General features: G+C 72.1%; 27 protein-coding genes. 11 read left to right on the top strand and 16 right to left on the bottom strand.

Annotation, left to right across the window (positions count from 1 at the left end):
- The first annotated feature begins 5 nt into the window (after nt 1–5).
- The 5 genes from U8525_RS32040 to U8525_RS32020 are packed head-to-tail and all read left to right on the top strand — an operon-like array spanning nt 6 to nt 5,155.
- Nucleotides 6–1,334, top strand: coding sequence for an amidohydrolase family protein (locus tag U8525_RS32040; RefSeq protein WP_374270525.1), 1,329 nt, complete (start codon nt 6–8; stop codon nt 1,332–1,334).
- Nucleotides 1,335–1,348: 14 nt separating this feature from the next.
- Nucleotides 1,349–2,335 (top strand): class I SAM-dependent rRNA methyltransferase, encoded by a 987-nt coding sequence (locus tag U8525_RS32035; RefSeq protein ID WP_374270524.1) that lies wholly within the window; start codon nt 1,349–1,351, stop codon nt 2,333–2,335.
- Between the two features lie 34 nt (nt 2,336–2,369).
- Nucleotides 2,370–3,590 (top strand): serine/threonine protein kinase, encoded by a 1,221-nt coding sequence (locus tag U8525_RS32030; protein WP_374270523.1) that lies wholly within the window; start codon nt 2,370–2,372, stop codon nt 3,588–3,590.
- 22 nt (nt 3,591–3,612) lie between these two features.
- Entirely contained in the window at nt 3,613–4,410 is a 798-nt protein-coding gene (gene truA, locus U8525_RS32025) for a tRNA pseudouridine(38-40) synthase TruA (protein WP_374270522.1), read from the top strand.
- Between the two features lie 22 nt (nt 4,411–4,432).
- Nucleotides 4,433–5,155 carry a hypothetical protein gene (locus U8525_RS32020; RefSeq protein WP_374270521.1) on the top strand — a complete coding sequence of 241 codons (723 nt, stop codon included), beginning with the start codon at nt 4,433–4,435 and terminating at the stop codon, nt 5,153–5,155.
- Nucleotides 5,156–5,291: 136 nt separating this feature from the next.
- On the opposite strand, the gene argC is transcribed toward U8525_RS32020, so the two are convergent.
- The 7 genes from argC to U8525_RS31985 are packed head-to-tail and all read right to left on the bottom strand — an operon-like array spanning nt 5,292 to nt 13,044.
- Entirely contained in the window at nt 5,292–6,362 is a 1,071-nt protein-coding gene (gene argC / locus U8525_RS32015; RefSeq protein WP_374270520.1) for an N-acetyl-gamma-glutamyl-phosphate reductase, read from the bottom strand.
- Nucleotides 6,359–7,420: a hypothetical protein gene (locus tag U8525_RS32010; protein WP_374270519.1), complete on the bottom strand. Its 1,062-nt coding sequence runs from the start codon at nt 7,418–7,420 to the stop codon at nt 6,359–6,361. The genes argC and U8525_RS32010 overlap by 4 nt, the downstream gene beginning before the upstream one ends.
- Nucleotides 7,421–7,424: 4 nt before the next feature.
- Nucleotides 7,425–8,612 (bottom strand): argininosuccinate synthase, encoded by a 1,188-nt coding sequence (argG, locus tag U8525_RS32005; RefSeq protein ID WP_374270518.1) that lies wholly within the window; start codon nt 8,610–8,612, stop codon nt 7,425–7,427.
- Nucleotides 8,613–8,652: 40 nt separating this feature from the next.
- Entirely contained in the window at nt 8,653–10,002 is a 1,350-nt protein-coding gene (argH, locus tag U8525_RS32000) for an argininosuccinate lyase (protein ID WP_374270517.1), read from the bottom strand.
- Nucleotides 9,995–11,056 (bottom strand): M20/M25/M40 family metallo-hydrolase, encoded by a 1,062-nt coding sequence (locus U8525_RS31995; protein WP_374270516.1) that lies wholly within the window; start codon nt 11,054–11,056, stop codon nt 9,995–9,997. Before U8525_RS31995 ends, argH begins: the two co-directional genes overlap by 8 nt.
- The gene (gene argB / locus U8525_RS31990) at nt 11,053–11,979 is read right to left on the bottom strand and encodes an acetylglutamate kinase (RefSeq protein WP_374270515.1); all 927 of its coding nucleotides are present in this window, start codon (nt 11,977–11,979) and stop codon (nt 11,053–11,055) included. Before argB ends, U8525_RS31995 begins: the two co-directional genes overlap by 4 nt.
- Nucleotides 11,980–12,039: 60 nt before the next feature.
- Nucleotides 12,040–13,044: an N-acetylornithine carbamoyltransferase gene (locus tag U8525_RS31985; RefSeq protein WP_374270514.1), complete on the bottom strand. Its 1,005-nt coding sequence runs from the start codon at nt 13,042–13,044 to the stop codon at nt 12,040–12,042.
- A gap of 180 nt (nt 13,045–13,224) precedes the next feature.
- On the opposite strand from U8525_RS31985, the gene U8525_RS31980 reads away from it, so the two are divergent.
- Nucleotides 13,225–13,644 (top strand): arginine repressor, encoded by a 420-nt coding sequence (locus U8525_RS31980; RefSeq protein ID WP_374270513.1) that lies wholly within the window; start codon nt 13,225–13,227, stop codon nt 13,642–13,644.
- 125 nt (nt 13,645–13,769) lie between these two features.
- Here U8525_RS31980 and U8525_RS31975 read toward each other — a convergent pair whose 3' ends face one another.
- Complete coding sequence (locus U8525_RS31975) at nt 13,770–14,468, bottom strand: NADPH-dependent F420 reductase (RefSeq protein WP_374270512.1); 699 nt, start codon at nt 14,466–14,468, stop codon at nt 13,770–13,772.
- A gap of 157 nt (nt 14,469–14,625) precedes the next feature.
- Between U8525_RS31975 and U8525_RS31970 the strand changes: the two genes are divergently transcribed.
- A complete protein-coding gene (locus tag U8525_RS31970) occupies nt 14,626–15,366 on the top strand; it encodes a glutathione S-transferase C-terminal domain-containing protein (RefSeq protein WP_374270511.1) in 741 nt (246 codons plus the stop codon).
- A gap of 69 nt (nt 15,367–15,435) precedes the next feature.
- Here the strand turns inward: U8525_RS31970 and clpB are convergent, their stop codons facing one another.
- The gene (clpB, locus tag U8525_RS31965; protein WP_374270510.1) at nt 15,436–18,060 is read right to left on the bottom strand and encodes an ATP-dependent chaperone ClpB; all 2,625 of its coding nucleotides are present in this window, start codon (nt 18,058–18,060) and stop codon (nt 15,436–15,438) included.
- Nucleotides 18,061–18,315: 255 nt separating this feature from the next.
- On the opposite strand from clpB, the gene U8525_RS31960 reads away from it, so the two are divergent.
- On the top strand, nt 18,316–18,834 hold the full coding sequence (locus U8525_RS31960; protein ID WP_374270509.1) for a hypothetical protein: 519 nt from the start codon (nt 18,316–18,318) through the stop codon (nt 18,832–18,834).
- Nucleotides 18,835–18,867: 33 nt separating this feature from the next.
- On the opposite strand, the gene U8525_RS31955 is transcribed toward U8525_RS31960, so the two are convergent.
- From U8525_RS31955 to U8525_RS31945, 3 genes are read right to left on the bottom strand one after another with little or no spacing between them, the layout of a single operon-like run.
- Nucleotides 18,868–19,530 carry a hypothetical protein gene (locus U8525_RS31955; RefSeq protein ID WP_374270508.1) on the bottom strand — a complete coding sequence of 221 codons (663 nt, stop codon included), beginning with the start codon at nt 19,528–19,530 and terminating at the stop codon, nt 18,868–18,870.
- A complete protein-coding gene (locus U8525_RS31950) occupies nt 19,527–19,838 on the bottom strand; it encodes a DUF1844 domain-containing protein (RefSeq protein ID WP_374270507.1) in 312 nt (103 codons plus the stop codon). The genes U8525_RS31955 and U8525_RS31950 overlap by 4 nt, the downstream gene beginning before the upstream one ends.
- Nucleotides 19,835–20,113: a hypothetical protein gene (locus U8525_RS31945; protein ID WP_374270506.1), complete on the bottom strand. Its 279-nt coding sequence runs from the start codon at nt 20,111–20,113 to the stop codon at nt 19,835–19,837. The genes U8525_RS31950 and U8525_RS31945 overlap by 4 nt, the downstream gene beginning before the upstream one ends.
- 93 nt (nt 20,114–20,206) lie before the next feature.
- Between U8525_RS31945 and thiE the strand changes: the two genes are divergently transcribed.
- Genes thiE through U8525_RS31930 form a run of 3 tightly spaced genes read left to right on the top strand, consistent with a single transcriptional unit; the run spans nt 20,207 to nt 22,391 of the window.
- The gene (thiE, locus tag U8525_RS31940; RefSeq protein WP_374270505.1) at nt 20,207–20,866 is read left to right on the top strand and encodes a thiamine phosphate synthase; all 660 of its coding nucleotides are present in this window, start codon (nt 20,207–20,209) and stop codon (nt 20,864–20,866) included.
- Between the two features lie 20 nt (nt 20,867–20,886).
- Nucleotides 20,887–21,654 carry a gamma-glutamyl-gamma-aminobutyrate hydrolase family protein gene (locus U8525_RS31935; RefSeq protein ID WP_374270504.1) on the top strand — a complete coding sequence of 256 codons (768 nt, stop codon included), beginning with the start codon at nt 20,887–20,889 and terminating at the stop codon, nt 21,652–21,654.
- Nucleotides 21,651–22,391 (top strand): hydroxymethylpyrimidine/phosphomethylpyrimidine kinase, encoded by a 741-nt coding sequence (locus U8525_RS31930; RefSeq protein ID WP_374270503.1) that lies wholly within the window; start codon nt 21,651–21,653, stop codon nt 22,389–22,391. The genes U8525_RS31935 and U8525_RS31930 overlap by 4 nt, the downstream gene beginning before the upstream one ends.
- A 12-nt stretch (nt 22,392–22,403) precedes the next feature.
- Here U8525_RS31930 and dnaB read toward each other — a convergent pair whose 3' ends face one another.
- The 4 genes from dnaB to U8525_RS31910 form a co-directional block, all read right to left on the bottom strand.
- Nucleotides 22,404–23,792, bottom strand: coding sequence for a replicative DNA helicase (gene dnaB / locus U8525_RS31925; RefSeq protein WP_374270502.1), 1,389 nt, complete (start codon nt 23,790–23,792; stop codon nt 22,404–22,406).
- A gap of 158 nt (nt 23,793–23,950) precedes the next feature.
- A complete protein-coding gene (locus U8525_RS31920; protein ID WP_374270501.1) occupies nt 23,951–24,721 on the bottom strand; it encodes a LytR/AlgR family response regulator transcription factor in 771 nt (256 codons plus the stop codon).
- Nucleotides 24,718–25,833, bottom strand: a complete 1,116-nt coding sequence (locus tag U8525_RS31915) for a sensor histidine kinase (RefSeq protein ID WP_374270500.1) — start codon at nt 25,831–25,833, stop codon at nt 24,718–24,720. Before U8525_RS31915 ends, U8525_RS31920 begins: the two co-directional genes overlap by 4 nt.
- Nucleotides 25,830–26,976 (bottom strand): acyltransferase (locus U8525_RS31910; protein ID WP_374270499.1); only part of this gene is annotated, 1,147 nt, incomplete at its 5' end. The genes U8525_RS31910 and U8525_RS31915, both read right to left, overlap by 4 nt.

The following is a 26,976-nucleotide window of genomic DNA, read 5'->3' as shown; positions in this document are numbered from 1 at the left end:
GGTCCATGGAAGGCCGACTGCTACTGAAGAACTGCGCCGTGTTCCGGGCGGACGGTCGCGTCCGTCACGGCATGGCCGTCGTGGTCGAAGAGGGCATCATCCGCCGCGTCGCCCCGGACGCCGAGGTGCCCGTGCTGCCCGGTGACTGGGAAGTGGCTTGTCGCGGCCGGCTCGTCGTCCCCGGCCTCGTGGACTGTCACTCGCACATGGTCAACGGGCAGCTCCTGCCCCCCAATGGCGACTTCCTCCTGCGCCAGCCCCGCTCGCGCCTGGAGCGCATGCGCTCCGTGGCCAACCTCCTCACCTCCGAGGACGTGGAGGTCCTGACCCGGTTCGCCGCCGCCCGCGCCCTGCTGGATGGCGTCTCCCTCGTCGTGGACCACCTGTCGTGCCCCACCGACGTCGCCGGCGCCCTGGAGGCCCAGGCCCGCGCCGCGAACGCGGTGGGCCTCCGCCTGGTCGCGTCCCACTCCACGCACAGCCTGGATGGCGCCTCCGCCGCGGAGGCCCAGGCCGATGCCAACGCCGACTTCGTCCGCCGCTACCGCGAGCACCCCCGCGTCCGGGGCGCGCTGGGCTTCCACGCGTCCTACACCTGCGAGGACGCCCTACTGACCCGCATCTCCCGCTTGCGCGCGGAGCTGAACGCGCCCGTCGTCTTCCACCTCGCCGAGAACGAGGACGACCTCTCCACCACCTACGCCACGCACGGCAGCCGCGTCGTGCCGCGCCTGGACGCGCTCGGCCTCCTGGGCCCTCACGCCATCGCCGGCTATCCCCGCGCCGTCGAGCGCTCCGAGTCCGAGCGGCTGGCCGCCTCCGGCACCTTCATCGCCCTCACCCCCCGCGCCACGCGCTCCATGGACCGCGCGGCCGAGTCCGCCGACGGCGCGCTGTCCAGCCTCCACCTCGTGGGCCTGGGCACCGGCGGCCACGGCACCCTCCAGGAGGAGCTGGCCGGGGCGCTCGTCAGCATGCTGTCGCTGGCGCGCTCCGGTCGCATGCCGGACCTGGATGACTCGCTGGCGCACCTGTTCGTCAGCGGCCCCGCGGAGCTGTGCACCCGCCTGTACGGCAAGCCGTCGGGCGGCGTGGAGGAGGGCAGCATCGCGGACCTCGTCGTCTACGACGCCATCCCCGCCGCCGACCCGGAGACGGGCTACTCGCCCTTCCTCCTGGGCCAGCTCACCGCCGCCCGCGTGGCGTGGACCATCGTCGATGGCCGCGTCTGCGTCCGCGAAGGACAGCTGCTGGGCAACGACTACGTGGACCTGGCCCGCGACGCCGCCGCCGCGCTCGCCCGCGTCTGGTCCCGCGCACGGCTGGGTTCGTAGGGTAGAAGGGGCGCGTGAGTGCCCTGCCTCCCCGCCTCGTGGACCTGCTGCGCGCCTCCCGCGCCCGCCGGGGTCCGCTGCTCGCCGCCCCCGCCACCTCCGCTCTCCGCCTCCTGAACGGCGCCGCCGATGGCGTGCCCGACGTGACGGCGGACGTCTTCGGCGACGTCGTCGTGGTCAGCCTCTACCGCGACCTGACCGACTCCGAAGAGACCACGCTGCTCGACGCCGCCGTCTCCGCGTGGACCCCTCGCAGCGTCTACCTCAAGCGCCGTCCTCGGGAGGCGCGCGTGCTCGCCAACGTGGCGAAGGACGCGCTCGCCCCGGAGGCCGCCGCTCGCGGCGAGCCCGTGGAGGAGCTCGTCGCGAAGGAGAACGGCCTGTCCTTCCTCATCCGCCCCGGACAGGGTCTGTCCGTGGGCCTCTACCTGGACATGCGCGACACGCGCGCGTGGCTCCAGGGCCAGGTCTCCGGGCTCACCGTCCTCAACCTCTTCGCGTACACCTGCGCCTTCGGCGTCGCGGCGACCGCCGGGGGCGCGAAGCGCGTGCTCAACATGGACGCCAGCCGCCGCGTGCTCGAGTGGGGCGAGGAGAACGCGCGCCTCAACGGCCAATCCGTGGATCGCTACGACTACGTGGCTGGCGACGTGTTCGACTGGCTCGGGCGGCTCGCGAAGAAGGGGGAGTCCTTCGATGTCGTGGTCTCCGACCCGCCGTCGTTCTCCACCACCAAGGCGACGCGCTTCTCCGCCGCTCGCGACTCCGCCCGGCTGGCCGAGGCCGCGGCGAGGGTGGTGGCCCCCCAGGGCCGTCTGGTCGCCTGCTGCAACCTGGCGGGGCTGCCCTCGCGCCGCTTCGAGACGATGGTGCTGGAGGGCGTGACGCGGGCTGGCAGGACCGGGAGGACGGTGGGGTCGTTCGGTCCCTCGGGGCTCGACTTTCCGGCGCCCGCGGGTGAGGAACCGGCGCTCAAGGTGCTCGTGGTCCAACTTCGTTAGCGCCCATGGGCGGGGCGCGGCTACATTGCTCTCCATGGCCCCCGCCACCTCCTCGCCCCCGCGCGATGTGTTCCGCTTCGGCAAGTACCGGCTCATCGACCGGATCGCTGTCGGGGGCATGGCGGAGATCTTCCTCGCGCACCAGCTGGAGGACAGCGGCGACGAGACGCCCATCGTCATCAAGCGCATCCGTCCGCATCTGTCCAAGCACGCGGCCTTCGTGAAGATGTTCCTCAACGAGGCGCGGCTCGCCGCCCAGCTCAACCACCCCAACATCGTGCAGATCCACGACCTGGGGAAGATCGTCGACAGCTACTTCATCGCCATGGAGTACGTGTCCGGCCGGGACATGCGCCGCGTCGTGCCCAAGGCCGAGTCCCTGGGGATTCCCTTCCCCATGGTGTACGCGCTGAAGATCGCCTCCTGCGTCTGCGCGGGCCTCCACTACGCGCACACGAAGAAGGACCGCTACGGCAACCCGCTCAACATCGTCCACCGCGACGTGACGCCGGAGAACATCGTCGTCGCGTTCGATGGCTCGGTGAAGGTGCTCGACTTCGGCATCGCCAAGGCCGCCAACCAGGTGGAGCAGACGCGCTCGGGGGAGATCAAGGGCAAGCTCAGCTACCTGTCCCCGGAGCAGTGCCTGGGCCGGCCGCTGGACAGCCGCAGCGACATCTTCTCGCTGGGCACCGTCCTCTACGAGTGGCTCACCGGCTTCAAGCTCTTCACGGGCGACTCCGACATCGCCGTCATGCGGAGCATCACCGAGGCGAAGATCTACGCGCCGTCGTACTTCCGCGAGGACCTGCCGGAGCGCGTGGAGGCCATCCTGATGCGCGCGCTCGCCCGCGACCGCGAGCGCCGCTACCAGACGGCGCTGGACATGCAGCGCGACCTGGACGACTTCCTGGAGTCCTACGACTTCACGCCCACGCCGCTGCACCTGGCCAACTTCGTCAAGCAGCTCTTCGAGGACGAGCGCCCCCAGGAGCTGAAGCGCCTGTCCACGCGCCAGTCCTCCGCGCCCACGTCGGAGATGGCGCTGGAGCTGTCGGAGGTGGCGGCGTTCGTGGACGGCCCGCCCACGGAGGCCATGCACCTGGACGACCTCCCGGCCACCGAGCCGCGCCTGCTCGCGCTGCCGCTGGACCCCGCGCTGTACGAGAAGCTGGAGGCCCAGGCGCGCAAGGCGAACGTGTCGCTGGCGAAGCTCGCGGCGGACGTGCTGGAGGGATGGCTGAAGTCGCGTTGAACCGCGCGCCGCTGCTCACCCCATGCCCCGGCTGAAGCTGACGCTCGAATATGAAGGCACCCGGTACGTGGGCTGGCAGGTGCAGCCCCAGGGGCCGTCCATCCAGTCCACGCTCCAGGAGGCGCTCCAGAAGCTGCTGGGGGAGCGCGTCCTCGTCGCCTCCGCCGGCCGCACCGACGCGGGCGTGCACGCGACGGGGCAGGTGGCCTGCTTCGACGCGCCTCGCGTGCTGCCGATGAAGGCCTACACGATGGGCCTCAACGGCCTCCTCCCGCCGGACATCGCGGTGGTGGCCGCCGAGGAGGTGGCCGCGGAGTTCGACCCGCGCCGCTGGTCGCGGGGCAAGCGCTACCGCTACCGGGTGAGCAACCGGCGCACGCGCTCACCGCTCCTGCGCACCACGCACTGGGAGCTGTTCGCCCCGCTGGACGTGGAGGCCATGCGCCGCGCGTCGCAGGCCCTGGTGGGCCGGCATGACTTCTCCGCGTTCCGCGCCGCGGACTGCCAGGCGAAGCACGCGGTGCGCGAGCTCCGGCAGGTGCGCGTGGAGGGCGCGTCCGGAGACACCATTGCCTTCGTGGTGGAGGGCACGGCCTTCCTCAAGCACATGGTGCGCAACCTGGTGGGCACCCTGGTGGAGGTGGGCAAGGGGCGCCGCCCCGAGGCGTGGGTGGCCCAGGTGCTGGCCTCGCGCGACCGCAAGCAGGCCGGGGCCACCGCGCCGCCCCAGGGGCTGGTGATGGAGGAGGTCTTCTACGGCGACGGCCCGCCCCCTCGCTCGGCGGGGGAAGCGGCTGTCGGGGAAGAGGACGAAGGGTGAGAGTGCGCTAGGCTTTCGGGCCGTGAGCACGAAACCTGGTGTCCTCGATCCCCTGCGCGTCCGCGTCCGCCGCTTCCAGTTCATCGTCGGACTGGGCTTCCTGTCGCTGGTGGTGGGGGCCATGCTCAGCGTGTCGCTGGTGCTGCGCCTGCACTCGCGGGTGAACGCGCTGCCGTCCGACTTCCTGCGCATCCCGGTGGTGGTGGCGCTGGAGGACCTGTGGGTGCTCGCGGTGCTGCCGGCCTTCTGCTACGGCGCCGCGCGCATCGTCGCGTTGCGCACGTGGACCACGGCCGTGGGGGCCGCGCTGTCCGGCGGGGTGTTCGTGCTCGCGCTCAACTTCGTGCGCGACGGCGCGGACGGCCTCATCACGGGGTGGAGCTTCATGTCGGCGCTGCACCTCCTGGCCTTCGTGGGAGGCATCCTGCTGAGCGCCCGGGCCATCCGCGCGGGCCGCGCCGCCGCGGAGCGGGGCTCCGCCGACGCGGAGGCGAAGGCCGCCGCCCGCAAGTCGGAGTACGACGAGTTCCTCAAGGCCGCGGAGGCCGGAGGCGAGCGGCTGGAGCAGCGCGAGGGGAACGCCGCCGAGGCGCCAGCCACCTCCCAAGCCGCGCCCGCCGCCAGCGATGCCGTCGCGACACAGGAAACGGCCCCCGCCCCCGAGCCCGCGCCGTCGGGTGAAGCGAGCGCCGCGGGGGAGGGCACCACGCCCTCGGGCGACATGCCGAAGACGCCCGCGGCCTGAGGACGCGCGGCATGGGCAGGGGCACCGCGCCTCCTGGCGACGAACCGGGGCGCGGCTCCCTGGCCTGAAAGGGCACACCCGGAGCCGGGCGCGGCAGCCCCGGGCGTGGCGCGGCGACGCCCGGGGCTTCACGTCCCTACGGGTAGCAGGCCGCCTGGCGCAGGCCGGTGTCCTCGGGGAAGCCCAGGGCCACGTTGAAGTTCTGCACGGCCTGGCCGGCCATGCCCTTCACCAGGTTGTCCAGCGCGGCCATCACCGCCACGGAGCGGCCCTTCGTCGCCACGGAGATGTCGCAGAAGTTGCTGCCCGCGACGGCCGCCACGCGCGGCGTGCCCTCCACGATGCGCACGAACTTCGAGCCCTCGTAGTAGCGGCGGTACTTCTCCGTCAGCGACTGCGTCACCACCGCGCCGCCGTGCTCCGGCCACTCGAACTGCACCGTGGCGAAGATGCCGCGCACCATGGGCGCCGAGTGCGGCACGAAGGCCAGCCGGTGCCGCTGCGCGCCGTGCGCCACCAGCATCACCTCCACCTCCGCCTCGTGCTGGTGCTCCAGCGGCTTGTACGCGCGGAAGTCATGCGCGCGCGTCGGGTGGTGCGTGCCCTCGCCCGGCAGCGAGCCGGAGCCGGACGAGCCCGTCACGCCCGACACCGCCAGCAGCCCCAGCCCCGGCGTGGCCGCGATGGGCAGCAGCGCCAGCTGCACCGCCGTCGCGAAGCAGCCCGGGTTGGCGATGCGCTTCGCCGTCTTCACCTGCTCGCGCTTCCACTCCGTGAGGCCGTAGGTGAACGTGCCCAGCAGCTCCGGCGCCGGGTGCGGCCGGCCGTAGGCGCCCGCGTACCGGCCCGGGTGGTCCAGGCGGAAGTCGGACGACAGGTCCACCAGCAGCAGCCGGTCCGCGAGCCCCGCGTCCGCCCACTGCTGCTCCAGCCCGGCGAACTGCGACGCCAGCTCGCCATGCCCCAGCGCGCTGAACACCACCGGGCGCGGCGAGTCCGCGAGCCAGCGCCAGTCCGGCTCCGCCTCGAAGCGGCCCTCCACGAGGCCGCGCAGGTGCGGGTGCACCTTGTGGACGGGCGACCCCGCGTGGTGCCGGGACACCACGCGGATGCCGGCGTTGCCAGGATGGTTCGCGAGCAGCCGCAGCAGCTCGCCTCCGCCGAAACCGGAGGCCCCGAGAATGTAGATGTGCGCAGGCGACGTCATGACTTCCTCCCCGCTCCCAGCCTGGGCGCGAGCTTCTCCACGATGAGACTTCCCAGGGCGTTCGGATCCGCGCGCGCGTTGCGAGCGGGCAGCCCCACCACCTGCTCCACGAAGCGCACGCCCACCGCGTTGTCCGTGGCGGGCCCGGCCACCATGTCCATCTCGATGCCGTACACCTCGCGCAGGTGCCGCACGCCGCCGGCCGCGCCCACCGGGTCGTTCGCGCACAGGATGTACGCGCCGCCCAGCGCCTTGAGCTCCGGGTCCGCCAGGATGGCCTGCACGCCGTACTCGCCCATGATGCCGTCGCCCGTCTCCGCGACGATGACGTCCACGTCCTGGGCCGCCATCTCCGAGAAGACGATCCGCGCCACCTTGGACGCCGTGCGCGCGCCGGTGCACACGACGCCCGCGTCGGTGAAGTCCATCACCACGTCCGCGCCGCTGTCCTGCATGGCCAGGGTGTCGCGCATCAGCGACACCCCCGTGAGCTTCGCGCCGCCCACGCGGTAGCCCGCCTGGGCCAGCTTGCGCACCACCACGCTGGCCGCGTACGTCTTGCCCGCGTTCATGCAGGTGCCCACCACGTACACCACCGGGCACGTCACCTCCCTCGACGTGCCCTTGAGCGCGCCGTTGGAGATGTGCGCGTGCTGGCCCGCGCGCGACTGGAACTCCGGGAAGGTGAGGACCTGGCCCAGCACCTCCGCCTCGAAGGGCGCGCCCACGCCCGGGTTGTGCGACGTGCACTTCCCGATGACGCCGCCCATGTTGAGGATGTGGAGCCTGTCACCCACCGCGACGGACGGGGGCACGATGCCCTCGTAGCCGTGCAGCGCGTTGCGGTGGCCCAGCGCGCCCACGACGATGTCGCCCGCGTGGAGCGTGACGAGCCGGCCGTTCACGTCCTCCAGCTGGTTGTAGACGCTCTTCTCCCCGTGGATGCGCACCGCGATGACGGCGCCCTCCTCGCACTTCACCTCGTCCGTGAGGTGCACCGTGCGCCCCACCTGGAGGTTGCGCGTGACACTGCCCACCTTGTCGACGTGGATCTTCATGTCGTCACTTCGCTTTCCGCGACAGCATCTGCGCGACGCCGTAGAGCTTGGCGAACCCCGCCGCCTCCGTCCCCGTCCACAACACGTTGGCCTCTCCGTACGTGGCCACCTTCGCGTCCATCAGCGAGTGCGGCGAACGCACGCCTTCCACGACGTGGGCGCGCGGGGTGAGCGTCAGCTTCACCTCGCCCGTCACGCGGTCCTGCGAGGAGGCGAGGAACGCCTCCAGGTCCTTCACCAGCGGGTCGAAGAAGTGCCCCTCGTGCAGGAGCGACCCGTACAGGTTGCCCACCGTCTCCTTCCAGAAGAGCTGCTTGCCCGACAGCACCAGCTTCTCCAGCTCGCGGTGCGCCGCGATGAGCAGGTGCGCCGCGGGCGCCTCGAAGCCCACGCGGCCCTTGATGCCCAGGATGGTGTCGCCCAGGTGCACGCCCCGGCCGATGCCGTAGGGCCGGCCCATCGCGTTGAGCTTCTCCACCACCTCCACCGCGGACAGCGCCTGGCCGTCGAGTGCCACCGGCACGCCCTTGTCGAAGGAGATGACCAGCGGCAGGGGCTTCAGGTCGGTGGGGATCTCACCGCCAGGGAAGGCCGCCTCCGGCAGGGTGCTCCACGAGTCCAGCGTCTCGCGGCCGCCCACGGACGTGCCCCACATGCCCTCGTTGATGGAGTACGCCCCCGTCTTCGCCGGCAGGTGGAAGCCGCGCTCCGCGAGGAAGCTCAGCTCCTGCTGGCGGGAGAGCGCCAGGTCGCGGATGGGCGTGATGAGCTGTAGCTGCGGCGCGAGCGTGCGGAAGGCCACGTCGAAGCGGACCTGATCATTCCCCGCGCCGGTGCTGCCGTGGGCCACGGCCTGCACGCCCAGCGCCTCCGCCATGCGCACGGCCTCCACGGCCTGGCAGGCGCGCTCGGCGGAGACGCTCAGCGGGTAGAGCTGGCCGCGCAGCACGTTGCCGGCGATGAGGAAGCGCAGGTAGCCCTGGAAGAGGGTGTCGCGCGCGTCCACCGTGTGGTGCGCCACCGCGCCCAGCTTCTGCGACAGGGCCTGGATGCGCTCCAGCTGCTCGGCCGGGAAGCCGCCCGTGTCCACGGTGACGGTGGTGACGTCCCAGCCCTGCTCGCGCAGGTACACCGCGCAGAAGGCGGTATCGAGGCCGCCGGAGAACGCCAGCACCACGGACTTCTTGCTCATCTTCCAACTCCTGTTGCTGCGAAAGGGGTGGGGAAAGCCTTCAGGGGGCCCAGACGCGGGAGGCGGCCTGGGTCGCCTGCGCGTGGGCGCGCGTGAGCCAGTCGCGCGCGTCCGCCAGCTCCTCGCGCGCGGTGGCGAGGCCCAGGTTGCCGGCGCCGCCCAGGTGGGTGGCCGTCAGCGCGCCGCGGTCCGGCTGGAAGGTGCCGTCGTTCAGCTGGCGGCCCACCTCCCGGTACGCGTCGCGGAAGGGCTGGCCCCTGGCCACGAGCGCGTAGGCGTGGTGCGCGGCGTAGAGCGTGTCGTCGCACGCCGCGCGCGCCTTCTCCGCGTTCACCTTCAAGGCGGGCACCAGCCGGGCCAGGACCTCCAGCAACGCCTTCGCGCTGGTGAGGGCCTGGAGCGTGGGGCGCTTCAGCAGCTGGAAGTCACGGTGGTAGCTGGAGGGGAGCCCTCCGGCCACCGCCTCCACCTGGTGCGCGAGGCCGCGCAGCTCGCGGCAGCGGCCCCGGGCCAGCTCCACCACGTCCGGGTTCTTCTTCTGCGGCATGATGGACGAGCCCGTGGTGAAGGCGTCCGGCAGGGCCAGGAAGCCGAACTCGTCCATGCTGTAGAGCTGCACGTCCCACAGCCACTTCTCCAGAGTGCCCGCCGCCGAGCACGCCCAGGTGAGCAGCGCCGCTTCATGCCGCCCCCGACTGTCCTGCGCGTCGATGGGGCTGCGTTGAACCCGACTGAAACCGAGCAGCCGCGCGACATATTCACGGTCGATGGGCAGCGGCACGCCGAAGCCCGCGGCGGCGCCCAGCGGGCAGCGGTCGAGCCGCCCCCACACGCCCTTCAGCGCCTCCAGCTCCTCCAGCAGCCCCTCCGCGAACGCCATGCCCCACAGGCCGAAGGTGGACGGCATCGCGCGGCGCAGGTGCGTGTAGCCGGGCAGGGGCAGGTCCGCGTGTGCTTCCGCGAAGTCCAGGAACGTGCCCGCGAGCTCCGCCGTGCGCGCGCCCAGCGCGAGCAGCTCCTCGCGCATGAACAGGCGCAGGGCCAGCAGCACCTGGTCGTTTCGCGAGCGCGCCAGGTGGATGCGCTTGCCCGCCTCGCCGGTGCGCTCCACGAGCGCGGCCTCCAGCGCGGTGTGGCCGTCCTCCTGCTCCGGGCGGATGGTGAAGCGGCCCGCACGCGCCTCGTCGTGGAGCGCGTGCAGGGCGCCCACGAGCGACGCGGCGGCCTCCGGCGACAGCAGCCCCACGTGCGCGAGCATGCGCGCGTGCGCGGCGCTGCCCAGCGCGTCGTGCGGCACCAGCGACAGGTCCACCACCGGGTCGTCGCCCACGGTGAAGGCGTGGATGGCCGCGTCCAGCGGCTGGCCCTTGCCCCACAACGTCTCAGCCACGCGACACCTCCCCGGCATAGCCGTGCAGCAGTCGTCGATAGAACGCGAGCCCCGCCTCCAGCTCCGCGCGCGTGAGGTACTCGTTCGCCTGGTGGCTCCGGAGCGTGTCGCCCGGGCCCACCTTCACCGCCGGGACGTCGCCCAGGAACGCCCAGTCGGACGTGGTGCTGGAGCCCACCGTGTCCTGGCCCGACGCCACCACCGCCGCGCGCACCAGCGGGTGCGACGCGTCCGTGCCCTTGGGCAGGTAGCGCGCGGAGTGCACCCCTACCTCGCTCTCCAGCGCCTTGCCGATGTCCTCCGCCACCTTCGCGTGGTCCATGCCCGGCGTGGTGCGCAGGTCCACGAAGAACTCGCACCGGTCCGGCACCTGGTTGCGCGCCAGGCCCCCGGACACCTGCGTCACCTGCGCCCGCGCCTCCCCGAGCAGCGGGTGCGCGGGGAAGCGCAGCGCGGACACGGCCTGGATGTCCCGGGCCGCCTTGAGGATGGCGTTGTCCAGCCCGCCCGCGTGCGCGTGCGCCACGTGGCCGCTCCTGCCGTGCGCCACGCAGCGCAACAGCAACATGCCCCGCTGCGCCGTGCAGGGCCTGAGCGACGTGGGCTCTCCCACGATGGCGGCGTCCAGCGGCCCCAGCGCGGGCAGCAGCGGCCCCAGCCCCTGGCCGCCCGTCTCCTCCTCGGCGGTGAGCGCGAAGACGTACTCGACACCGGAGGGCGCGCCTTCCTCCAGCAGCGCCTTCGCGGTGAGGAGCATGGCGGTGACGCAGCCCTTGGCGTCGTTGGCGCCCAGGCCGTAGAGCGTGTCGTCCTTCCACACCGCCTCGTGCGGCTCCGTGCTCCACCCGGCGCACGGCTTCACCGTGTCCAGGTGCGAGTTCACGAGCAGGCGCTTCGGCCCGCTGCCCACGCTGAACCACACGTTGTGGCCCTGGCGGTGCACGCGGGCCCCCCAGGCTTCCGCGTGGCCCGCCACGAGGTCCGCGATGCGGGCCTCGTCGCCGGAGACGCTGGGCGTGGCGACCAGCGCGGTGAGCAGCTCGGCGGGGTTCAACCCCTGGCCTCGCCGTGCTTCACGGGGTGCTCGCGCACGACCATGGTGCCGCTGCCCTCGTTGGTGAAGACCTCCTCCAGCAGCGCGTCGGACTGCTTGCCGCTCACCAGGTGCACGCTGCCCACGCCGCCCACGAGCGCGTGGCGCATGGCGTGCGCCTTGGGACGCATGCCGCCCGTGAGCCGCCCCTCGGCCTCCAGGGAGGCCAGGTCCGACAGCGTGGCCAGCGAGATGAGCGACGACGGGTCGGAGACGTCCTTGAGGAGCCCCGGCACCTCCACCAGGAAGAACAGCTTCTCCGCGTGCAGCGCCGCCGCCAGGGCCGCCGCCACCGTGTCCGCGTTGGTGTTGTAGACGGAGCCGTCCTGGCCGCCCGACAGCGGGGCGATGACCGGCACGTAGTCCGCGGAGCGCAGGTGCTCCACGACGCGCGTGTCCACCGACTCGATGTCGCCCACGAGGCCGTAGTCCACCATGCGGCCCTGCGACTCGCCGGGCTCCGTCACCAGCACGGGCGGGCGCTTGCGCGCCTTGATGAGGCCCGCGTCCACGCCGGACAGGCCCACGGCCGGGACGCCCGCGGCCTGGAGGTCCGCGAGCAGGTCCGTGTGCAGCTTGCCCGCCAGCACCATCTTCGCCGCGTCCAGCACGGGCGCGGAGGTGACCCGGCGGCCGGCCACCTTCTCGATGGGCAGGTGCAGGGCGTCACAGAGCGAGTCCAGCTCCGGACCGCCGCCGTGCACCACGACGGGGCGGATGGAGAAGGCCCACAGGAGGGCGATCTGCTCGCACGCCGCCTTGCGGGTGCGCGGGTCCGTCAGCACGGCCCCGCCCAGCTTCACCACGAAGGTCTTGCTGCGGAACTGCTTCACGTACTTCGCCGCGTGGCGAAGCGCGGCGTACGGATCGGGAGACAAAGGCACGGTGGACCTCTGGAAGTTCGAAAGGGGACGGAGGAAGGGGGGAGCGGCGGGCCGTGTGGATCAGCCGCCGCGCATCCAGGCCAGGAGGGCGCGCTGCACGTGGTAGCGGTTGCCCGCCTCGTCCACCACGCGGCTGCTGGCGTGATCCAACACCTCGTCGGCGACCTCCACGTTGCGGCGCACGGGCAGGCAGTGCAGGAACGCCGCGTCCTTCGCGGCCTTCGCCATGTGCCGGCGCGTGGGCATCCAGCCCGAGTACGACGCCAGCAGCGCCGCCACGTCCGCGGGCGAATGCGCCGTCTGCGCCGTGGGGCCCCACGACTTCGCGTACACGGCGCGGCTGCCCACCAGCGCCTCGTCCTGATCATGCGTGTACGTGATGCTGCCGCCGGTGGCCTTGGCGTAGGCCTCGGCCTCCGCGCGCACGGCCGGGTGCAGGTCGAAGCCCGGCGGATGCGCCACGCGCACCTCGCAGCCCGCGGCCGCCGCGGACAGGAGGAAGGAGTTGGGCACGGCCTTGGGCAGCGGCTTGATGTGCGGCGCCCAGGTGAGCGTCACCGGCAGCTTCTTCGTGGTGCCGAACGTCTCGCGCAGCGTGAGCGCGTCCGCCAGGCCCTGGCAGGGGTGCTCGCGCGCGGACTCCATGCTCACCACCGGCACGGTGGCCCACTTGCGGAAGGCGTTGATGACCGGGTCGGCCTCGTCCTCCTCGTCACCGCCACCCTGGGAGAAGGTGCGGATGCCGAGCATGTCCACGAAGCGCGACAGGACGGGCGACGCCTCCTTGATGTGCTCCGCGCGGTCCGCGTTCATCACCGCGCCGGGCCGGTCCTCCAGCTTCCACACGCCAGCGCCCACGTCGAGCACGATGGCGTGCCCGCCCGAGCGCAGCATCACCGCCTCGAAGGACGTGCGCGTGCGCAGGGACGGGTTGAAGAACACCATGCCCAGGAGCTTCCCCGGGAAGATGTGCCCCGGATCCTGCTGCTTCCACGCGGCCGCCTGCGAGAGGACCGCCTCGACGCCTTCCGGGCCCAGGTCCTGGATGCGGGTGACATGCTTCATGGGCTTCGTGCTCCCCCGGCCGCGCCGGATGGATGGTGACTGCTGAATATGCACTCAAATTCGCGCATATTCGTGGAGGAGGCGCGGATATTATGCAGAACGGCGCAGCGCGCAAGAGAATTCTCGGGGGATTTTCATGCGCCTTGCGTGCGTATTCAGTCGCATGCAAGGTGAAGGTGAATGAACCTGGACGACGCCATCCTTCAGCTCATCTCCCGGCAGGACGTTCCGGATCAGGCCGTGCTCCAGACGTTGTTGGAGGAGGCGGGGCACACGCCCAGCCAGTCCACGCTGTCGAGGCGGCTGAAGAAGCTGAACGTGCAGAAGGTGAACGGGCGCTACCAGCGCGCCGAGCCGCCGGTCGCGCCCGTGCCGCTCGCGCCCTCGGTGACCATCATCGAGGCGCCGCCCAACATGCTGGTGCTGAAGACGGCGCCCGGCTACGCGCAGATCTTCGGGCTGGCGCTGGACCGCGAGGAGGTGGAGGGGCTGGCGGGCACGGTGGCGGGCGACGACACCATCTTCATCGCGGTGAGGGAGCCGTCGCTCCTGCGGGACGTGCGCGAGGCGGTGGAGCAGCTCATCCAGCGCGGTCCGTGAACGAACAGGATGCGTTCCTGCGCGGGCGGGAAGGGAGCGCTCCTGGCGCGGCGACGCCGCAGCACAAGCCTCCCCGGCCCGCGCCGTTCGACGACGCGCTCAAGCCGCTGGTTCGAGCGGCAGGCTCACTTCTGCGACGCGAAGAACGCCCGCAGTGAGTCGTCCGCCTTCTTGCGGTACTCCGGCAGACGCGAGCGCTCGGCCTCGGCGAGGGCCTTCTTCACGCCCGGCGCGTCGAAGTCGCGGGTGTAGACCGGCGTGCCGGGCTGCTGGCGCCACGACTCCGCGAGGCCCCCCGCGTCGATGCCGTCGAAGCCCAGCTCCTCCACCAGCTCGAGCACCTTCGCGCGGTGCTCGGGCGGATCCCCCGCGACCGGCAGCGCGATGCGCCCGGGCGTGCCCCTGGGCACACCCTTCTCCCCGAGGCTCGCGTGGTAGATGTTGTTGAAGGCCTTGATGACGGGGCGGCCGAGGAGCTTCGAGACCCACTCGCTCTCCAGCGTGCCTGCCTCGAGCTCCGGGATGCTGCCGTCGCGCACGGGGTAGTAGTTGCCCGTGTCGATGACCACGACGTCCTTCGGCACGTTCGCGAAGAGGCCCTTGGGCAGGTGGGGGACCGCCTTCTCGGGGATGGTCACGACGACGACCTCGCCAGCCTTCGCCGCCTCTTCGACGGTGACGGCCTTCGCGCCCGTCTCCTTCTCCAGGTCGCGCAGCGTCTCCGGCCCGCGCGAGTTCGCGATGGACACCTCATGGCCCAGCTTCGTCCACCGCCGCGCCAGCGTTCCGCCAATGAGCCCCGCGCCAATGATTCCGATCTTCATGTCGTCCTCCACCGGGAAGTGAGCCCCACGACTGCGAGCGCCGGTCGGATGCCCGACCCTTTTTCGCGATGCGTGGCTCCAACGGGATTTCCGCGCGCCCTTCGGAGCGCAGGCTCCCAGGCCCGGAGTCCGCCGGGCTGCTAGGGTCCCGGCCCCTATGCGAACCCTCGTCGGACTGACCTCGTCGGGCTGGACGGAGAAGGCCTGGTGGGCGTTGGACCACCACCGCGTGGCCTACCGCTACCAGGACTACGTCCCCCTCATCCAGGAGCGCTGGCTGCGCAGGCAGGTGGCTCCCGGCGTGAGGCCCTCGGTGCCGCTGCTCGTGGAGCCGCCCCAGCCGGCCACGCACGGCTCGTTCGCCATCGCGAAGCACGCCGAGGCGGTGGGGCAGGGCCACCCGCTCTTCCCGGCCGCGCACCTGGACGCCATCACCGCCTGGAACGACACCAGCGAGGAGGTGCTGGACGCGGCCCGCGCCTACGCCATGCCGCGCATGCTGACGAGCTCCCGCGCGCAGGCGGAGCTGCTGCCCGGGTTCGTCCCCGGCTGGCTGCGCCCGGTGTTCGCCCCCACCGCGCGCCTGGGCATGCGCTTCGTGGTGAGGAAGCACCAGGTGGCGGACGGGGGCCCGGAGGCCGTCGAGGCCGCCGTCGCCCCCGCCTATGAGAAGCTGCGCGCGGCGCTGGGCGGCCGGCCCTACCTGCTGGACGCGGGCTTCACCTACGCGGACATCACCGCCGCGGTGATGCTCGTGCTGCTGGGGCCGCCGGCGGACCGCCACCAGCCCATGGGGCCGGGCACGCGCGAGGTGTGGACCCATCCGGGGCTCGCCGCCCGCTTCCCGGACCTGCTCGCGTGGCGCGACGCGCTCTACGACAAGCACCGCCGCACCTGAAAACACCTCGGGCCGCCTCCCCATGGGGAAGGCGGCCCGCCGTGCATCACCCGAGCGCGAAGCCGGCCGCTACGCCGTCTTCTTCACGCCCTTCGCGTTGTCCACCAGCACCTTGGCGAAGGTGAGCCCGTCCGGGCCCGCGTCCGCCTGGATGTGCTCGCCCGGCGCGAACTCGCCGTTCAGCACCTTGAGGGCGAGCGGATCCAGCAGGTACTTCTGCACGGCGCGCTTCAGCGGGCGGGCGCCGTACGTGGGGTCGTAGCCGCGCTCCGCCAGGAGCTCCCGCGCGCTGTCCGTGAGCTCCAGCGTGAGGCGCTTGGCCTGGAGCAGCTTCTGGAGCCGGCCCAGCTGGATGTCCACGATGCGGTAGATGTCCTTCTTGCGCAGCGGCTCGAAGACGACGATCTCGTCCACGCGGTTGAGGAACTCCGGCCGGAAGTGTGCGCGCAGCGCCTCCATCACCTCGCCGCGCGTCTTCTCGTTGAGCGTGTCCGTGCCCGCCATGCCCTCCTGGATGGCCTGCGAGCCGATGTTGGACGTGAGGATGAGCACCGTGTTGCGGAAGTCCACCGTGCGGCCCTGGCTGTCCGTCACCCGGCCCTCGTCGAGGATCTGCAGCAGGATGTTGAACACGTCGTGGTGCGCCTTCTCGATTTCATCGAAGAGCACCACCGTGTACGGCCTGCGGCGCACGGCCTCCGTCAGCTGTCCGCCCTCCTCGTAGCCCACGTAGCCCGGGGGCGCGCCCACGAGCCGGGACACCGCGTGCTTCTCCATGTACTCGGACATGTCGATGCGGACCATGGCCGTGTCGTCGTCGAAGAGGAACTCCGCCAGCGCCTTGGCCGTCTCCGTCTTGCCCACGCCCGTGGGGCCCAGGAAGATGAACGAGCCGATGGGGCGGTTCGGGTCCTGCAACCCGCTGCGCGCGCGGCGCACGGCGTTGGACACCGCCTCGATGGCGCTGCGCTGGCCAATCACGCGCTCCGCGAGCCGGTCCTCCATCTTGACCAGCTTCTGCATCTCGCCCTCCATCAGCTTGGAGACCGGGATGCCCGTCCACTTGGCCACCACCGCGGCGATGTCCTCGGAGTCCACCTCCTCCTTGAGGAACTTCTGGTTCTTCTGAAGCTCCGCCAGCTTCTCGTTCTGCGCGGTGACCTCCTTCTCCAGGCCGGGGATGACGCCGAACTTCAGCTCCGCGGCGCGGTTCAGGTCGCCCTGGCGCTCGGCCGCGGCCTGGTCGTTGCGCGCCTTCTCCTGCTTCTCCTTGAGGGTGCGCAGCGCCGCGATGGCCTTCTTCTCCTCGTCCCAGTGGGCCTTGAGCGAGTTGAACTTCTCGTTGAGGTTCGCCAGCTCCTTCTCGATGGTGGCCAGGCGGTCGCGCGAGTGCGGGTCCGTCTCCTTGCGCAGGCCCTCGCGCTCGATCTCCAGCTGCGTCACCTTGCGGCGGATGTCGTCGATCTCCGTGGGCATCGAGTCGATCTCGATGCGCAGGCGGCTGGAGGCCTCGTCGACCAGGTCGATGGCCTTGTCCGGCAGGAAGCGGTCGGAGATGTACCGGTGGCTGAGCGTGGCCGCCGCGACGAGCGCGGAGTCCTGGATGCGCACGCCGTGGTGCACCTCGTAGCGCTCCTTCAGGCCGCGCAGGATGCTGATGGTGTCGTGCACCGAGGGCTCGCCCACGAACACCGGCTGGAAGCGGCGCTCCAGCGCGGCGTCCTTCTCGATGTGCTTGCGGTACTCATCCAGCGTCGTCGCGCCGATGCAGTGCAGCTCGCCGCGCGCGAGCGCCGGCTTGAGCATGTTGCCCGCGTCCATGGCGCCCTCCGCCTTCCCGGCGCCCACGAGCGTATGCATCTCGTCGATGAAGAGGATGAGCTCGCCCGCCGCGTCCGCGACCTCCTTGAGGACCGCCTTGAGGCGCTCCTCGAACTCGCCGCGGTACTTGGCGCCGGCCACCATGGCGCCCAGGTCCAGGGTGATGAGGCGCTTGTTCTTCAGGCCCTCCGGCACGTCGCCGTCCACGATGCGGCGCGCGAGCCCTTCCGCGATGGCCGTCTTGCCCACGCCCGGCTCACCGATGAGCACGGGGTTGTTCTTGGTGCGGCGGCTCAAGACCTGGATGCAGCGGCGGATCTCCTCGTCGCGCCCGATGACGGGGTCCAGCTTGCCGCTCCTCGCGGCCTCCGTGAGGTCGCGGCCGTACTTCTCCAGCGCCTGGTAGGTGGACTCCGCGTCCGCGCTCGTCACGCGCGAGGAGCCCCGGACCTCCTTGAGGCCCGCCTGCACGCGCTCGCGCGTCACGCCGGAGGACTTCATGGCCTCGCCGACCGCGCCCTTGTCCTGGGTGAGCGCGAGCAGCAGGTGCTCGGACGAGGTGAACTCGTCCTTCAGCGCCTTGGCCTCGTCCTCGGCCTTGTCGAAGGTCTTCATCAGGCGCTGGCTGAGCATGGCGCTCTCGCCGCCCTGCATGCGCGGGAGCTTCTGGAGCGCTTCGCCCAGCCGGCCCGCGAACAGCTTCACGTCCACGCCAATCTTGCGCAAAAGGGGTTCGACGATGCCGTCCTTCTGCCCCAGCAATGCCGCGGCGAGGTGCTCCGGCTCGTAGTGGGGGTTGTCGGCCCGGCGGGCCAGGGACTGACCCTCCTGGATCGCCTCCTGCGCCTTCACCGTGTATTTGTCGAGTCGCATGCCCTCAACGTAAGGGCCGGGGTCCCCTTGGCAAGGCGACACTGCCCGTATGCCCTGCGATTTCCCCGGAATACTTTGAGCCGCTGGAAGCGGCCGGGTATTCGTGGTGGCGAGGTTGCCAGGGGGTGGGGGGGTCGGTTATAGGCGGCGCCCATCCTCGGGGGCTTCACTCTGGACGCGCACGGCGGCTATCTCGTTCGACTCGACACCTTCTCCGGGTTGGCGCTCGTGCGTCTGGCCCGGGAGGCCCTGTCGATGGACAGCGCCCCGGCCGCCACGGCGCTGCGCGTCACCATCAACCGCCGCCGCAAGGTGGTGCGCCTGGCCTTCCTGGGGGCCTTCTCGCAGGGCCGGCAGGGCGCCCACTGGTACGCGGCGCACCATGCCCTGGCCCGCCTCCTGTCCGCCGCCGCCAACGCCACCGTGCACGCCTACGTGTACGACGCGGACGAGGGCGAAGAGGTCATTGCCTACGGCAACGGCCGCCGGGTGGGGGGAGAGAAGGTGGTGTACGAGGACGCGGAGCTGCCGTGTCCCCTGGAGGAGCTGGATGACGCGGCGTTCGCCCGGCTCCAGTCGCGCTGGCCCATGGGCCACCTGGCGTACGTGTTCGGGTTGACGCGGGATGAGCTCCTGCGCATGCCCCGCGCCCCGCTGGCCCGCGTGCTGCCGCTGGAGGGCACGGCCGACGGCCCGGAGGCGGACGCGATGGCCTCGCTGGAGGCGCTGCTGCTGGGGCCCACGCTGCCTCGCGCGGAGACGGACGCGGGCTGAGGGCCAGGACGGCTGGCCCCCGCGTCGCGGGGCTCAGGGGTCTTCCGTGGGCCCGTCGAGCGTGAGGATGGCGGCGCGCACGCCCTCGCTGCGGAAGTACTGGGCCAGCACCGCGAAGCCACCGGCGACGAGCACTGTGGGCAGCACCGCGCTGAGGGTCATCAGGGACGGCACGAGCGCGTAGAGCTGCTGCGCGGCGCTCGGGTCCTGGAACTCCGGCAGGCCCTTGAGCCCCTCCACCATGGCCTGGCTGGTGTGGCGGGCCACCACGGCCCACTGGGCCCCGTCGATGGTGCGCAGCAGCGCGGCGAAGATGCCCGCGCCGCCCAGCAGCTGCCGGAAGCCGTCCCGGGGCATGCCGTCCGGGGAGCGGAGCATGCGGCTGGAGGCGAAGAAGAGCAGGGTGCAGGACACCGTCAGGCCCATCAGCACCAGGGCGCGGGACTCGCGCATGGGGGAGAGCGCGGACAGCTGCGCCTCCATGATGGCCTGGGTGACGGCGGGGTCCTTGCCCAGGAGGGCCAGGGTGGGGGCGTGCTCGCGCTGCGCTTCCCGGTGCGCCTCGAAGTTCATCATCACGGAGGCCTCGCTGCAGGCGAGGAACCCCGTCAGGGTGGAGAGCACCAGGCACAGCGCGGCGGCGATCCGCACGCCCCGGGGCAGGGCCCCCGGGCGGGTGACTTCAGGGGGCTTCACTTCCGGTTCGCCTCCACGTAGCGCAGGCGCAGGTCGGACAGGAGGTTGTCCACCAGCTTCTCCTCCTCCGCGGTGAGGTTGCCGCGCGTCTTCTCGCGCAGCATCGCCAGGAGGTCCAGGTTCTGCCGGGCCGACGGCAGGTCCTTCTCCATGCGGCCCGTCTCCGGGTTCGGCGCCACCCCCAGGTGGATGAGGACGGCGGAACCCAGCCCGACGACGAAGGTGCTGAACGACAGGGACTCCTCGGAGGCGGGGCTCGCATCCCCCGTCATCACGAAGGTCTCACCCCGCTTCTCCGAAGAGCTCATTCGGACGCCTTGTCCTCTTCGTTGGCCGGCGCGTCCGCCGCGTCCTCGTCGTCGGAGGCGTCGTCGTCGGTGTCGTCCGCCGCGTCCTCGTCCTCGTCATCGAAGTCGTCGTCGAGGTCGCCATCCATCAGCGTCTCGATGGGGACGGCCTTGTCGGCCGCGTCCGGCAGCTCCTCGAGGTGCTTCTTGTAGGCTTCCTCGTCCACCTGGCCGCTGCGCAGGTAGCGCTCGGCGGTGCGCTTGTCGAGGTGCTTCGGGTTGATGCCTTCGGCCATGATTCAAATCCTCGGAATTGCTTGGAAAACAGCGCGGCACCTTATAGCAGGAGGGGCGCCTGTCAACGCTGGTGTCCCCAGGCCCGGAATCCGATGAACGTCTCGTCCCGCCCGCCGCTTCCCCCAGGTCCCTACCTGCTGTGCGACGACAGCCTCCGTCCGGAGCTGTCGCTGGTGGACAAGGCCGGGCGCCTGCTGGAGGGAGGGGCTCGCATCCTCCAACTGCGCATGAAGCACACCCCGCCCCGGGAGGCGCTGGCGGCGGCCCGGGCGGTGGTGGCGCTGTGCCGGCGGGCAGGCGCGGTGTGCCTGCTCAACGACCGGGTGGACCTGGCGCTCCTGGCGGACGCGCACGGGGTGCACGTGGGGGACGAGGACCTGCCCCCGGAGGCGGCGCGGGAGCTGCTGGGGCCGGGCCGGTACGTGGGCGTGACGGCGCGGGGAGCGGAGGGGGCGAAGGCGGCCCGGGCGGCGGGGGCGGACTACGTGGGCGTGGGGCCGCTGTTCGGCACGACGACGAAGGTGGTGAGCGCGCCGGTGCTGGGGCTGGAGGCCTTCCGGCGGGTGGTGGCGGAGAGCCCGCTGCCGGTGGTGGGCATTGGCGGGGTGGGCCTGTCGAACATCGCGAGCGTGGCGGCGACGGGCGCGCACGGCGCGGCGGTGGTGTCCGACGCCCTGCTTGCCCAGGACATCGCCGGGCGGGTGCGGCAGCTGGCGGCGGCGTTTGACAGCGCGCGGGGGACTGGCCTCTAACCTGGAGGCGGTACTCCCACATGAACCCTCCGTCCACGCGTCATCACGGGGCGACGCCGCGCCGTCCCAACATCGGCCTCAGCCCGGACTGGGCCCAGCCGGCCGACTCCGCCTTCCCCCGCTACGAGCTGAAGGTGCCCTACGCGGAGGCGGTCCTGCGCGCGGGGGGCCTGCCCTTCGTGCTGCCCTACACTGATGACGCGTCCTGCGTGGACGCCTACCTGGAGCGGGTGTCCGGGCTGGTGGTGACGGGCGGCGCGTTCGACATCCCCCCGTCCGCGTACGGCGAGGAGGCCCGCGAGGGCATGGGGCCGCTGAAGGAGGGCCGCACGGCCTTCGAGGCGCAGCTCATCCGCGGCGCGCTCAGGCGCAACCTGCCGGTGCTGGGCGTGTGCGGCGGCATGCAGCTGCTCGCCGTGGTGCTGGGCGGCACGCTGTTCCAGGACATCCTGCGCGAGGTGCCGGGCGCGCGCGACCACGAGCAGAAGCACGACCGCACGCAGCCGCAGCACCCGGTGGAGGTGAAGAGCGGCACGCTCCTGGCGGAGGCCGTGGGGCACGGGCAGCTGATGGTCAACTCCACGCACCACCAGGCGGTGAACAAGCCGGGCACGGACGTGACGGTGAGCGCGGTGGCGCCGGACGGCGTGGTGGAGGCCATCGAGTCCACCGCGCACACGTTCGCGCTGGGCGTGCAGTGGCACCCGGAGCTGATGCTGGGCACCATCCCCGTGCACCTGGGCGTCTACAAGGCGCTGGTGCAGAAGGCGCGAGAGCATCGCCGGTGAGGCCGCGCGTCCTGCTCCTGGCGGGACTGGAGCCCACGGGCCGGGCGGGGCTGCTCGCGGACGTGGCCGCGGTGCGGGCGCGCGGCGGCGACGCGGTGGCGGTGCCCACGGCGCAGACGGCGCAGGGCTCGCACACCTTCGCGGTGGTGCCGGCGTCCCCGCGCATGCTGGCCGCGCAGGTGACGGCCGCGCGCGAGTGGGGTCCGCTCCACGCGGTGAAGTGGGGCGTGGTGCCCGGGTCGTCGCAGCTGGCCGCGGCGAGGGCGGCGCTCAAGGACGCGGACGCGTGGTGGGTGGTGGACCCGGTGGTGCGCTCGTCGCGGGGGCAGGTGCTGTCGCGCCTGACGCCCCGGCACTACCTGGCGCTCGCGGGCCCGCGCGTGCTGGTGACGCCGAACCTGGAGGAGGCCGCGTGGCTGCTGGGCCGGCCCGCGCTGGGCACGGTGGAGGGCGCGCGCGCGGCGGCGGAGGCGCTGTGCCAGCGCGGCTTCGGCGCGGTGCTGGTGAAGGGCGGGCACCTGCCGGAGGGGCAGGGGCTGGCGGACGTGCTGGCCTTCGCCGGGCGCACGGTGGTGATGCGGGGGCGGAGGCTGAAGCGGCCCCCGGAGCGGCGGGGCACGGGCTGCCGGCTGGCGTCCGCGCTGGCGGCGGAGCTGGGCCGGGGCACGGGGCCGGAGGCCGCGGTGAGGGCGGCCCGCGAGCACGTCACGGGCTACCTGCGCACCGGCCGCGACTGACGGACCCGGGGGCTACTCGCTCCGGGCGCGGCTCTCGAAGCGCGTGTACTCCGCGAGGAACACCAGATCGACGGACCCGATGGGGCCGTTGCGCTGCTTGGCGACGATGAGCTCCACGGGGATGACCGTGTTGCCGCCGCCCCCTCCACCACCGCCGCCTCCACCGCCACCCCCTTCGCCGCCGTCCTCTTCCGTCTCACGGTGGATGAACATCACCACGTCGGCGTCCTGCTCGATGGAGCCGGACTCACGCAGGTCCGACAGCATGGGCTTGCCGCCCTTGCGCTCCTCCACCTTACGGCTGAGCTGGCTGAGCGCGATGATGGGCACCTCCAGCTCCTTGGCCAGCTGCTTGAGCGCGCGGGAGATCTCCGCCACCTCCAGCTGGCGGCTCTCCACCTTGCCCTTCTGGTGCATCAGCTGGAGGTAGTCGATGACGATGAGCGACAGGCGCGGGTCCTTCTGCTTCACGCGCCGCGCCTTCGCGCGCAGGTCGAACGGGGACAGGCCGCCGGAGTCGTCGATGTAGATGGGCGCGTTGTAGAGCGCGCCCGCCATCTCCTGGAACTTCTCCTCGTCGTGGGGCGACAGCCGGCCGCCGCGCAGCTTCTTCATGTCCACGCGCGCCGTGGACGCCAGCAGACGCATGAGCAGCTGATCCGCGGGCATTTCCAGGCTGAAGATGCCGACGGCCTTGTTCTCCTTCAGCGCGGCGTGCACCGCGATGTTCATGGCGAAGGACGTCTTGCCGATGCCGGGACGCGCCGCGAGGATGATCAGCTCGCCGGCGTGCAGGCCCGTCAGCTGGTTGTCCAGGTCGATGTAGCCCGTGGACAGGCCCGTCACGCCCGTCGCCGCGCTCTTCATCTTGTCCAGCAGGTCGAGCGTCTGCTCCATCAGCTCGCTGACCGGCCGCAGGTCGCCCTCGCGCTTCTTCTCCGCGAGGAGGAAGACCTTGCGCTCGGCCTCGTCGAGCAGGACCTCCAGCTCGCCCGTCTCCTGGCTGGCGAGGTCCTGGATCTCCCGGCCCACGTTGGCCAGGCGCCGGCGGATGGCCTGGTCCTTGACGATGTGGGCGTACTGGACGGCGTTGGCCGCCAGCGGGACGACCTGGTCCAGGCCCATCAGGTACGCGGGGCCGCCCACCGCGACGAGCTGGCCGAGGATCTTGAGCTCCTCCGCGAGCGTCAGGTGGTCCACCTGCTTGCTCTGCGCGTCCAGCCGCATCATCGCGGCGAAGATCTGCGCGTGCGAGGGGCTGGAGAAGTCGTCCGCGTGGACGACCTCCGCCACGGGAGTGATGAGCCCGTTGTCCGCCAGCACGGCGCCCAGCACCGCGCGCTCCGCGGCAAGGTCCTCGTGGACCCGCCGTCCTTCCCTACCGTCCAGGACGTTCTGCATGGCTGCTTGGAACCTCTACAGGCAGCGTCTGACACGTTCCAGCGGACGTCCAGTTTCCAGGCAACAGACCTGTAGCACCCGGTGGGTCCGGCTGGGATGCCGCGACCCGCCGTGGCCCCCGGGCCCGGCCTCCGGGTGAACAGACCCGGCGCGTCGGGCTACTCTGCGGCGCCCCACTGCTGGAGGAAGGCCTCGCGGTAGGTGCGACTGAGGATCACCGTGGAGCCGTCCTTGAGCACGAGGATGCCGTCCCCGTGCGTCCACGGCTCCAGGCGGGCCACGGCCTCCAGGTTGACCAGGTCGCTCCGGTGCACGCGCACGAAGCGGCCGGGGTCCAGGCGCTCCTCCAGGGCGCGCAGCGTCTGGCGCACCAGGTGCTCGCCCTGGGCGGTGTAGAGCCGCACGTACTTGTCCTCGGACGACAGGCGCCACACGGTGTCCAGGCGCAGGGGGACCCAGCCCTCGCCCACCTTCACCACCAGCCGCTCCAGGGGGCGCTCCGGGCGGGCCCGGGTCACCGTGGCGAGCAGGGCCTCCAGCGCGGCGGCGCCGTGCGTCCCCGCGCTCAGGAGCGCATGGGCCTTGTCGAGCGCCCGGGTGAAGCGCCCGGCGTCGTAGGGCTTGAGGAGGTAGTCCGCCGCGTGGGCCTCGAAGGCCTGGAGCGCGAAGCGCTCGTAGGCGGTGGAGAAGATGACCGAGGGGCATGCGTCCGGCCCGAGCGCCTCCAGGACCTCGAAGCCGGTGAGGCCGGGCATCTGCACGTCCAGCACCACCAGGTCCGGCCGCAGCGCCTCGATGCGCGCGAGCGCCTCCGTCCCGTCCTGGGCCTCGCCCACGCAGGTGAAGCGGGCGTCGGCGGCCAGCAGGCGCTTCACCTTCGCGCGCGCGGGCGCCTCGTCGTCCACCACCAGCACGCGGAACACCGTCATGAGCCCTCCACCCGGGGCAGCCACACCGTCACGCGCGCGCCGCCCTCCGGCCCCGCGCCTCGCTCCAGCCGGGCCCGTTCGCCGTGCAGCAGCGTGAGCACGCGCGCCAGCTGCGTCAGCCCCACCCCAGGGCCCGACGCGGGGGAGGGGGCCCCGAAGCCGCGTCCGGTGTCCTCCACCTCCAGCGCCCAGCGGCCCGCCTCGGCGCGGGCGCGGATGCGGACCTCCAGCGCGCCGCGCAGGTCCTGGTTGTGCTTCACCGCGTTCTCCACCAGCGTCTGCAGCGCGAAGCAGGGCACGCGCTGCGGCTCCAGCCCTGGCGCCACGTCCCAGCGCACGTCGAGCCGGTCGCCGAAGCGCGCCGCGAGCAGCGCGACGAAGCGCTCGGTGTGGCCGCGCTCCTCGGACAGCGTCCAGGTGGGATCGGTGCGCTCCAGGCTCGCGCGCAGCAACTGGCCCAGGTCGCTCAGGAGCCGGTCCGTGCGCGGCAGGTCCTCGTACATCACCGACCCGATGGTGTGCAGCGCGTTGAAGAGGAAGTGCGGGTGCAGCTGGCCCGTGAGCGCCTGGAGCTGCGCGGCCCTCAGCTCGCCCTCCAGCTCCGCGGACCGCAGCGCGCGGGCCTGTCGCTCCCGCCACTCGTACAGGAGCGCGATGACCGCGCAGCCCAGGCCGTAGGTGACCAGGTCCTTCTGGGCCTCCATCGGGAGCGCGTACACGGCGGGCCCCAGGTCGTAGTCCCCCAGGTGCAGGAGCGCGTAGACCGCGTGCCGGAAGCCGGCCATCAGCGCGATGTGCAGCGACGTGAAGAGGAGGAACGCCGCCGCGTGGAGGCCCAGGAAGCGCGTCCAGCCCACGCGGAGCGACGGCGCGTTGAGCACCGCGGTCATCAGGATGGGCAGCAGCAGCGTGACGGCCAGCGCGCTGGTCACCTCCCAGATGAACGCCAGCGCCCAGGGGCCCGGGGCCGGCCACATGAGCTGCGTCAGCCGCACCGCGCTGCCCTGCCACACGCCCAGGGCCACGCCGAACGCCAGCGCCTTCAGCGCGGGACGCAGGCGCAGCCGGGGCCACCGCCACGGCATGGACGGGGCGTCGGCCGGGGCGCTCACCCCACCGCCTCCGGGGCCAGGGCGGCCGGACGCGCCGCGCGCGGCTTCATGCCGAACAGCGGCCGGAGCCAGGACACGCGCGACACGCCCTCGCACAGCGCCAGCGTGAGGGTGAAGGACAGGAGGAGCACCGCGAGGAGCATGGCCCAGGGACCCACCGGCAGGCGCAGGCACAGCGCGCCCACGCCGACGATGACCGTCTGGTGGAGGATGTAGAACGGATACGACAGCGCCTGCGCGCGCGGAAGCCACGCGGGGGCCGTGCGCACGTGGCGCCGGGCGTAGGCGAGCGCCGTCAGCAGCCCGCTCCAGAGGAGCACCGTGCCCCCCACGATGGCGGGCACCACCGGCATCACCGGCCACGGGAGCGCCCACTCCACGAAGAGCGCCGCCCCCGCCACGGCCAGGAGCACGTGGCGCAGCGCCACCAGCCGCTCCCACGCGCCCGGGCAGCGGCCCAGCAGGTGCCCGTAGAGGAACAGCAGGCCGTAGAGGAGGAAGGTGCGCGGATCATCCAGCAGCGCGTGCGTCTCCGGGAAGTCGCGCAGCAGCACCCGGGTGAGCGCCAGCGGGACCGCCAGCCACAGCACGTTCACCCCGCGCGACAGCCACGCGTCCGCCCCCGCGAGGAACCGGCCCCCGGCTTGCGTCCGCAGCGCCGCGAAGAGGGGCAGGGCCATGAGGCAGTAGACGAACAGGTAGGCCACGAACCACAGATGGTGCCAGCTGAAGCTGCCCGCGGGGTAGGGCACGAAGTCGAACACCGTCGGGTAGAACTCGGCGTAGCTGCCGTGGAGCTGCCCGCGGAAGAGGCGCTCCACGTAGATCTGGGGCGGCACCACCACGAACATCCCGAACACCAGCGGCAACAGCAGCCGCTTCGTCCGGTCCTTCGTGAACGCCCCCAGGCCGCGCCGCCGCAGCGCGAACGCCGTCCCCGCGCCGGAGATGACCATCAACAGCGGCATGCGCACCAGGTGCAGCGCGGACATCACCGGCTCCAGCACCGGCAGCGGCTGGGGGCTCTTCACATGCCACTCCCAGGTGTTGAACATCATCCCCGTGTGGAACAGGTGCAGCACCACGATGGCCAGCACCCGGAGCCAGTCCAGGTCGGGGTGGTGTGCGGGGGCGGGGCGGGGT

It is taken from the genome of Corallococcus sp. RDP092CA (assembly GCF_041903675.1).
GTDB lineage: Bacteria > Myxococcota > Myxococcia > Myxococcales > Myxococcaceae > Corallococcus.
This window is presented reverse-complemented; position numbering and strand designations above follow the sequence as displayed.

Bases quoted from the DNA above. Each gene is read 5' to 3' on its own strand.
- U8525_RS31935 (WP_374270504.1), top strand. From the start codon at position 20,887: ATGAACCCTCCGTCCACGCGTCATCACGGGGCGACGCCGCGCCGTCCC.
- argC (WP_374270520.1), bottom strand. From the start codon at position 6,362: ATGACGTCGCCTGCGCACATCTACATTCTCGGGGCCTCCGGTTTCGGC.
- argG (WP_374270518.1), bottom strand. From the start codon at position 8,612: ATGAGCAAGAAGTCCGTGGTGCTGGCGTTCTCCGGCGGCCTCGATACC.
- U8525_RS31950 (WP_374270507.1), bottom strand. From the start codon at position 19,838: ATGAGCTCTTCGGAGAAGCGGGGTGAGACCTTCGTGATGACGGGGGAT.
- U8525_RS31920 (WP_374270501.1), bottom strand. From the start codon at position 24,721: ATGACGGTGTTCCGCGTGCTGGTGGTGGACGACGAGGCGCCCGCGCGC.
- U8525_RS32030 (WP_374270523.1), top strand. From the start codon at position 2,370: ATGGCCCCCGCCACCTCCTCGCCCCCGCGCGATGTGTTCCGCTTCGGC.
- U8525_RS32010 (WP_374270519.1), bottom strand. From the start codon at position 7,420: ATGAAGATCCACGTCGACAAGGTGGGCAGTGTCACGCGCAACCTCCAG.
- U8525_RS32040 (WP_374270525.1), top strand. From the start codon at position 6: ATGGAAGGCCGACTGCTACTGAAGAACTGCGCCGTGTTCCGGGCGGAC.
- U8525_RS31985 (WP_374270514.1), bottom strand. From the start codon at position 13,044: ATGAAGCATGTCACCCGCATCCAGGACCTGGGCCCGGAAGGCGTCGAG.
- thiE (WP_374270505.1), top strand. From the start codon at position 20,207: ATGAACGTCTCGTCCCGCCCGCCGCTTCCCCCAGGTCCCTACCTGCTG.
- U8525_RS31945 (WP_374270506.1), bottom strand. From the start codon at position 20,113: ATGGCCGAAGGCATCAACCCGAAGCACCTCGACAAGCGCACCGCCGAG.
- U8525_RS31980 (WP_374270513.1), top strand. From the start codon at position 13,225: ATGAACCTGGACGACGCCATCCTTCAGCTCATCTCCCGGCAGGACGTT.
- U8525_RS31960 (WP_374270509.1), top strand. From the start codon at position 18,316: ATGGACAGCGCCCCGGCCGCCACGGCGCTGCGCGTCACCATCAACCGC.
- U8525_RS31975 (WP_374270512.1), bottom strand. From the start codon at position 14,468: ATGAAGATCGGAATCATTGGCGCGGGGCTCATTGGCGGAACGCTGGCG.
- dnaB (WP_374270502.1), bottom strand. From the start codon at position 23,792: ATGCAGAACGTCCTGGACGGTAGGGAAGGACGGCGGGTCCACGAGGAC.
- truA (WP_374270522.1), top strand. From the start codon at position 3,613: ATGCCCCGGCTGAAGCTGACGCTCGAATATGAAGGCACCCGGTACGTG.
- U8525_RS31970 (WP_374270511.1), top strand. From the start codon at position 14,626: ATGCGAACCCTCGTCGGACTGACCTCGTCGGGCTGGACGGAGAAGGCC.
- clpB (WP_374270510.1), bottom strand. From the start codon at position 18,060: ATGCGACTCGACAAATACACGGTGAAGGCGCAGGAGGCGATCCAGGAG.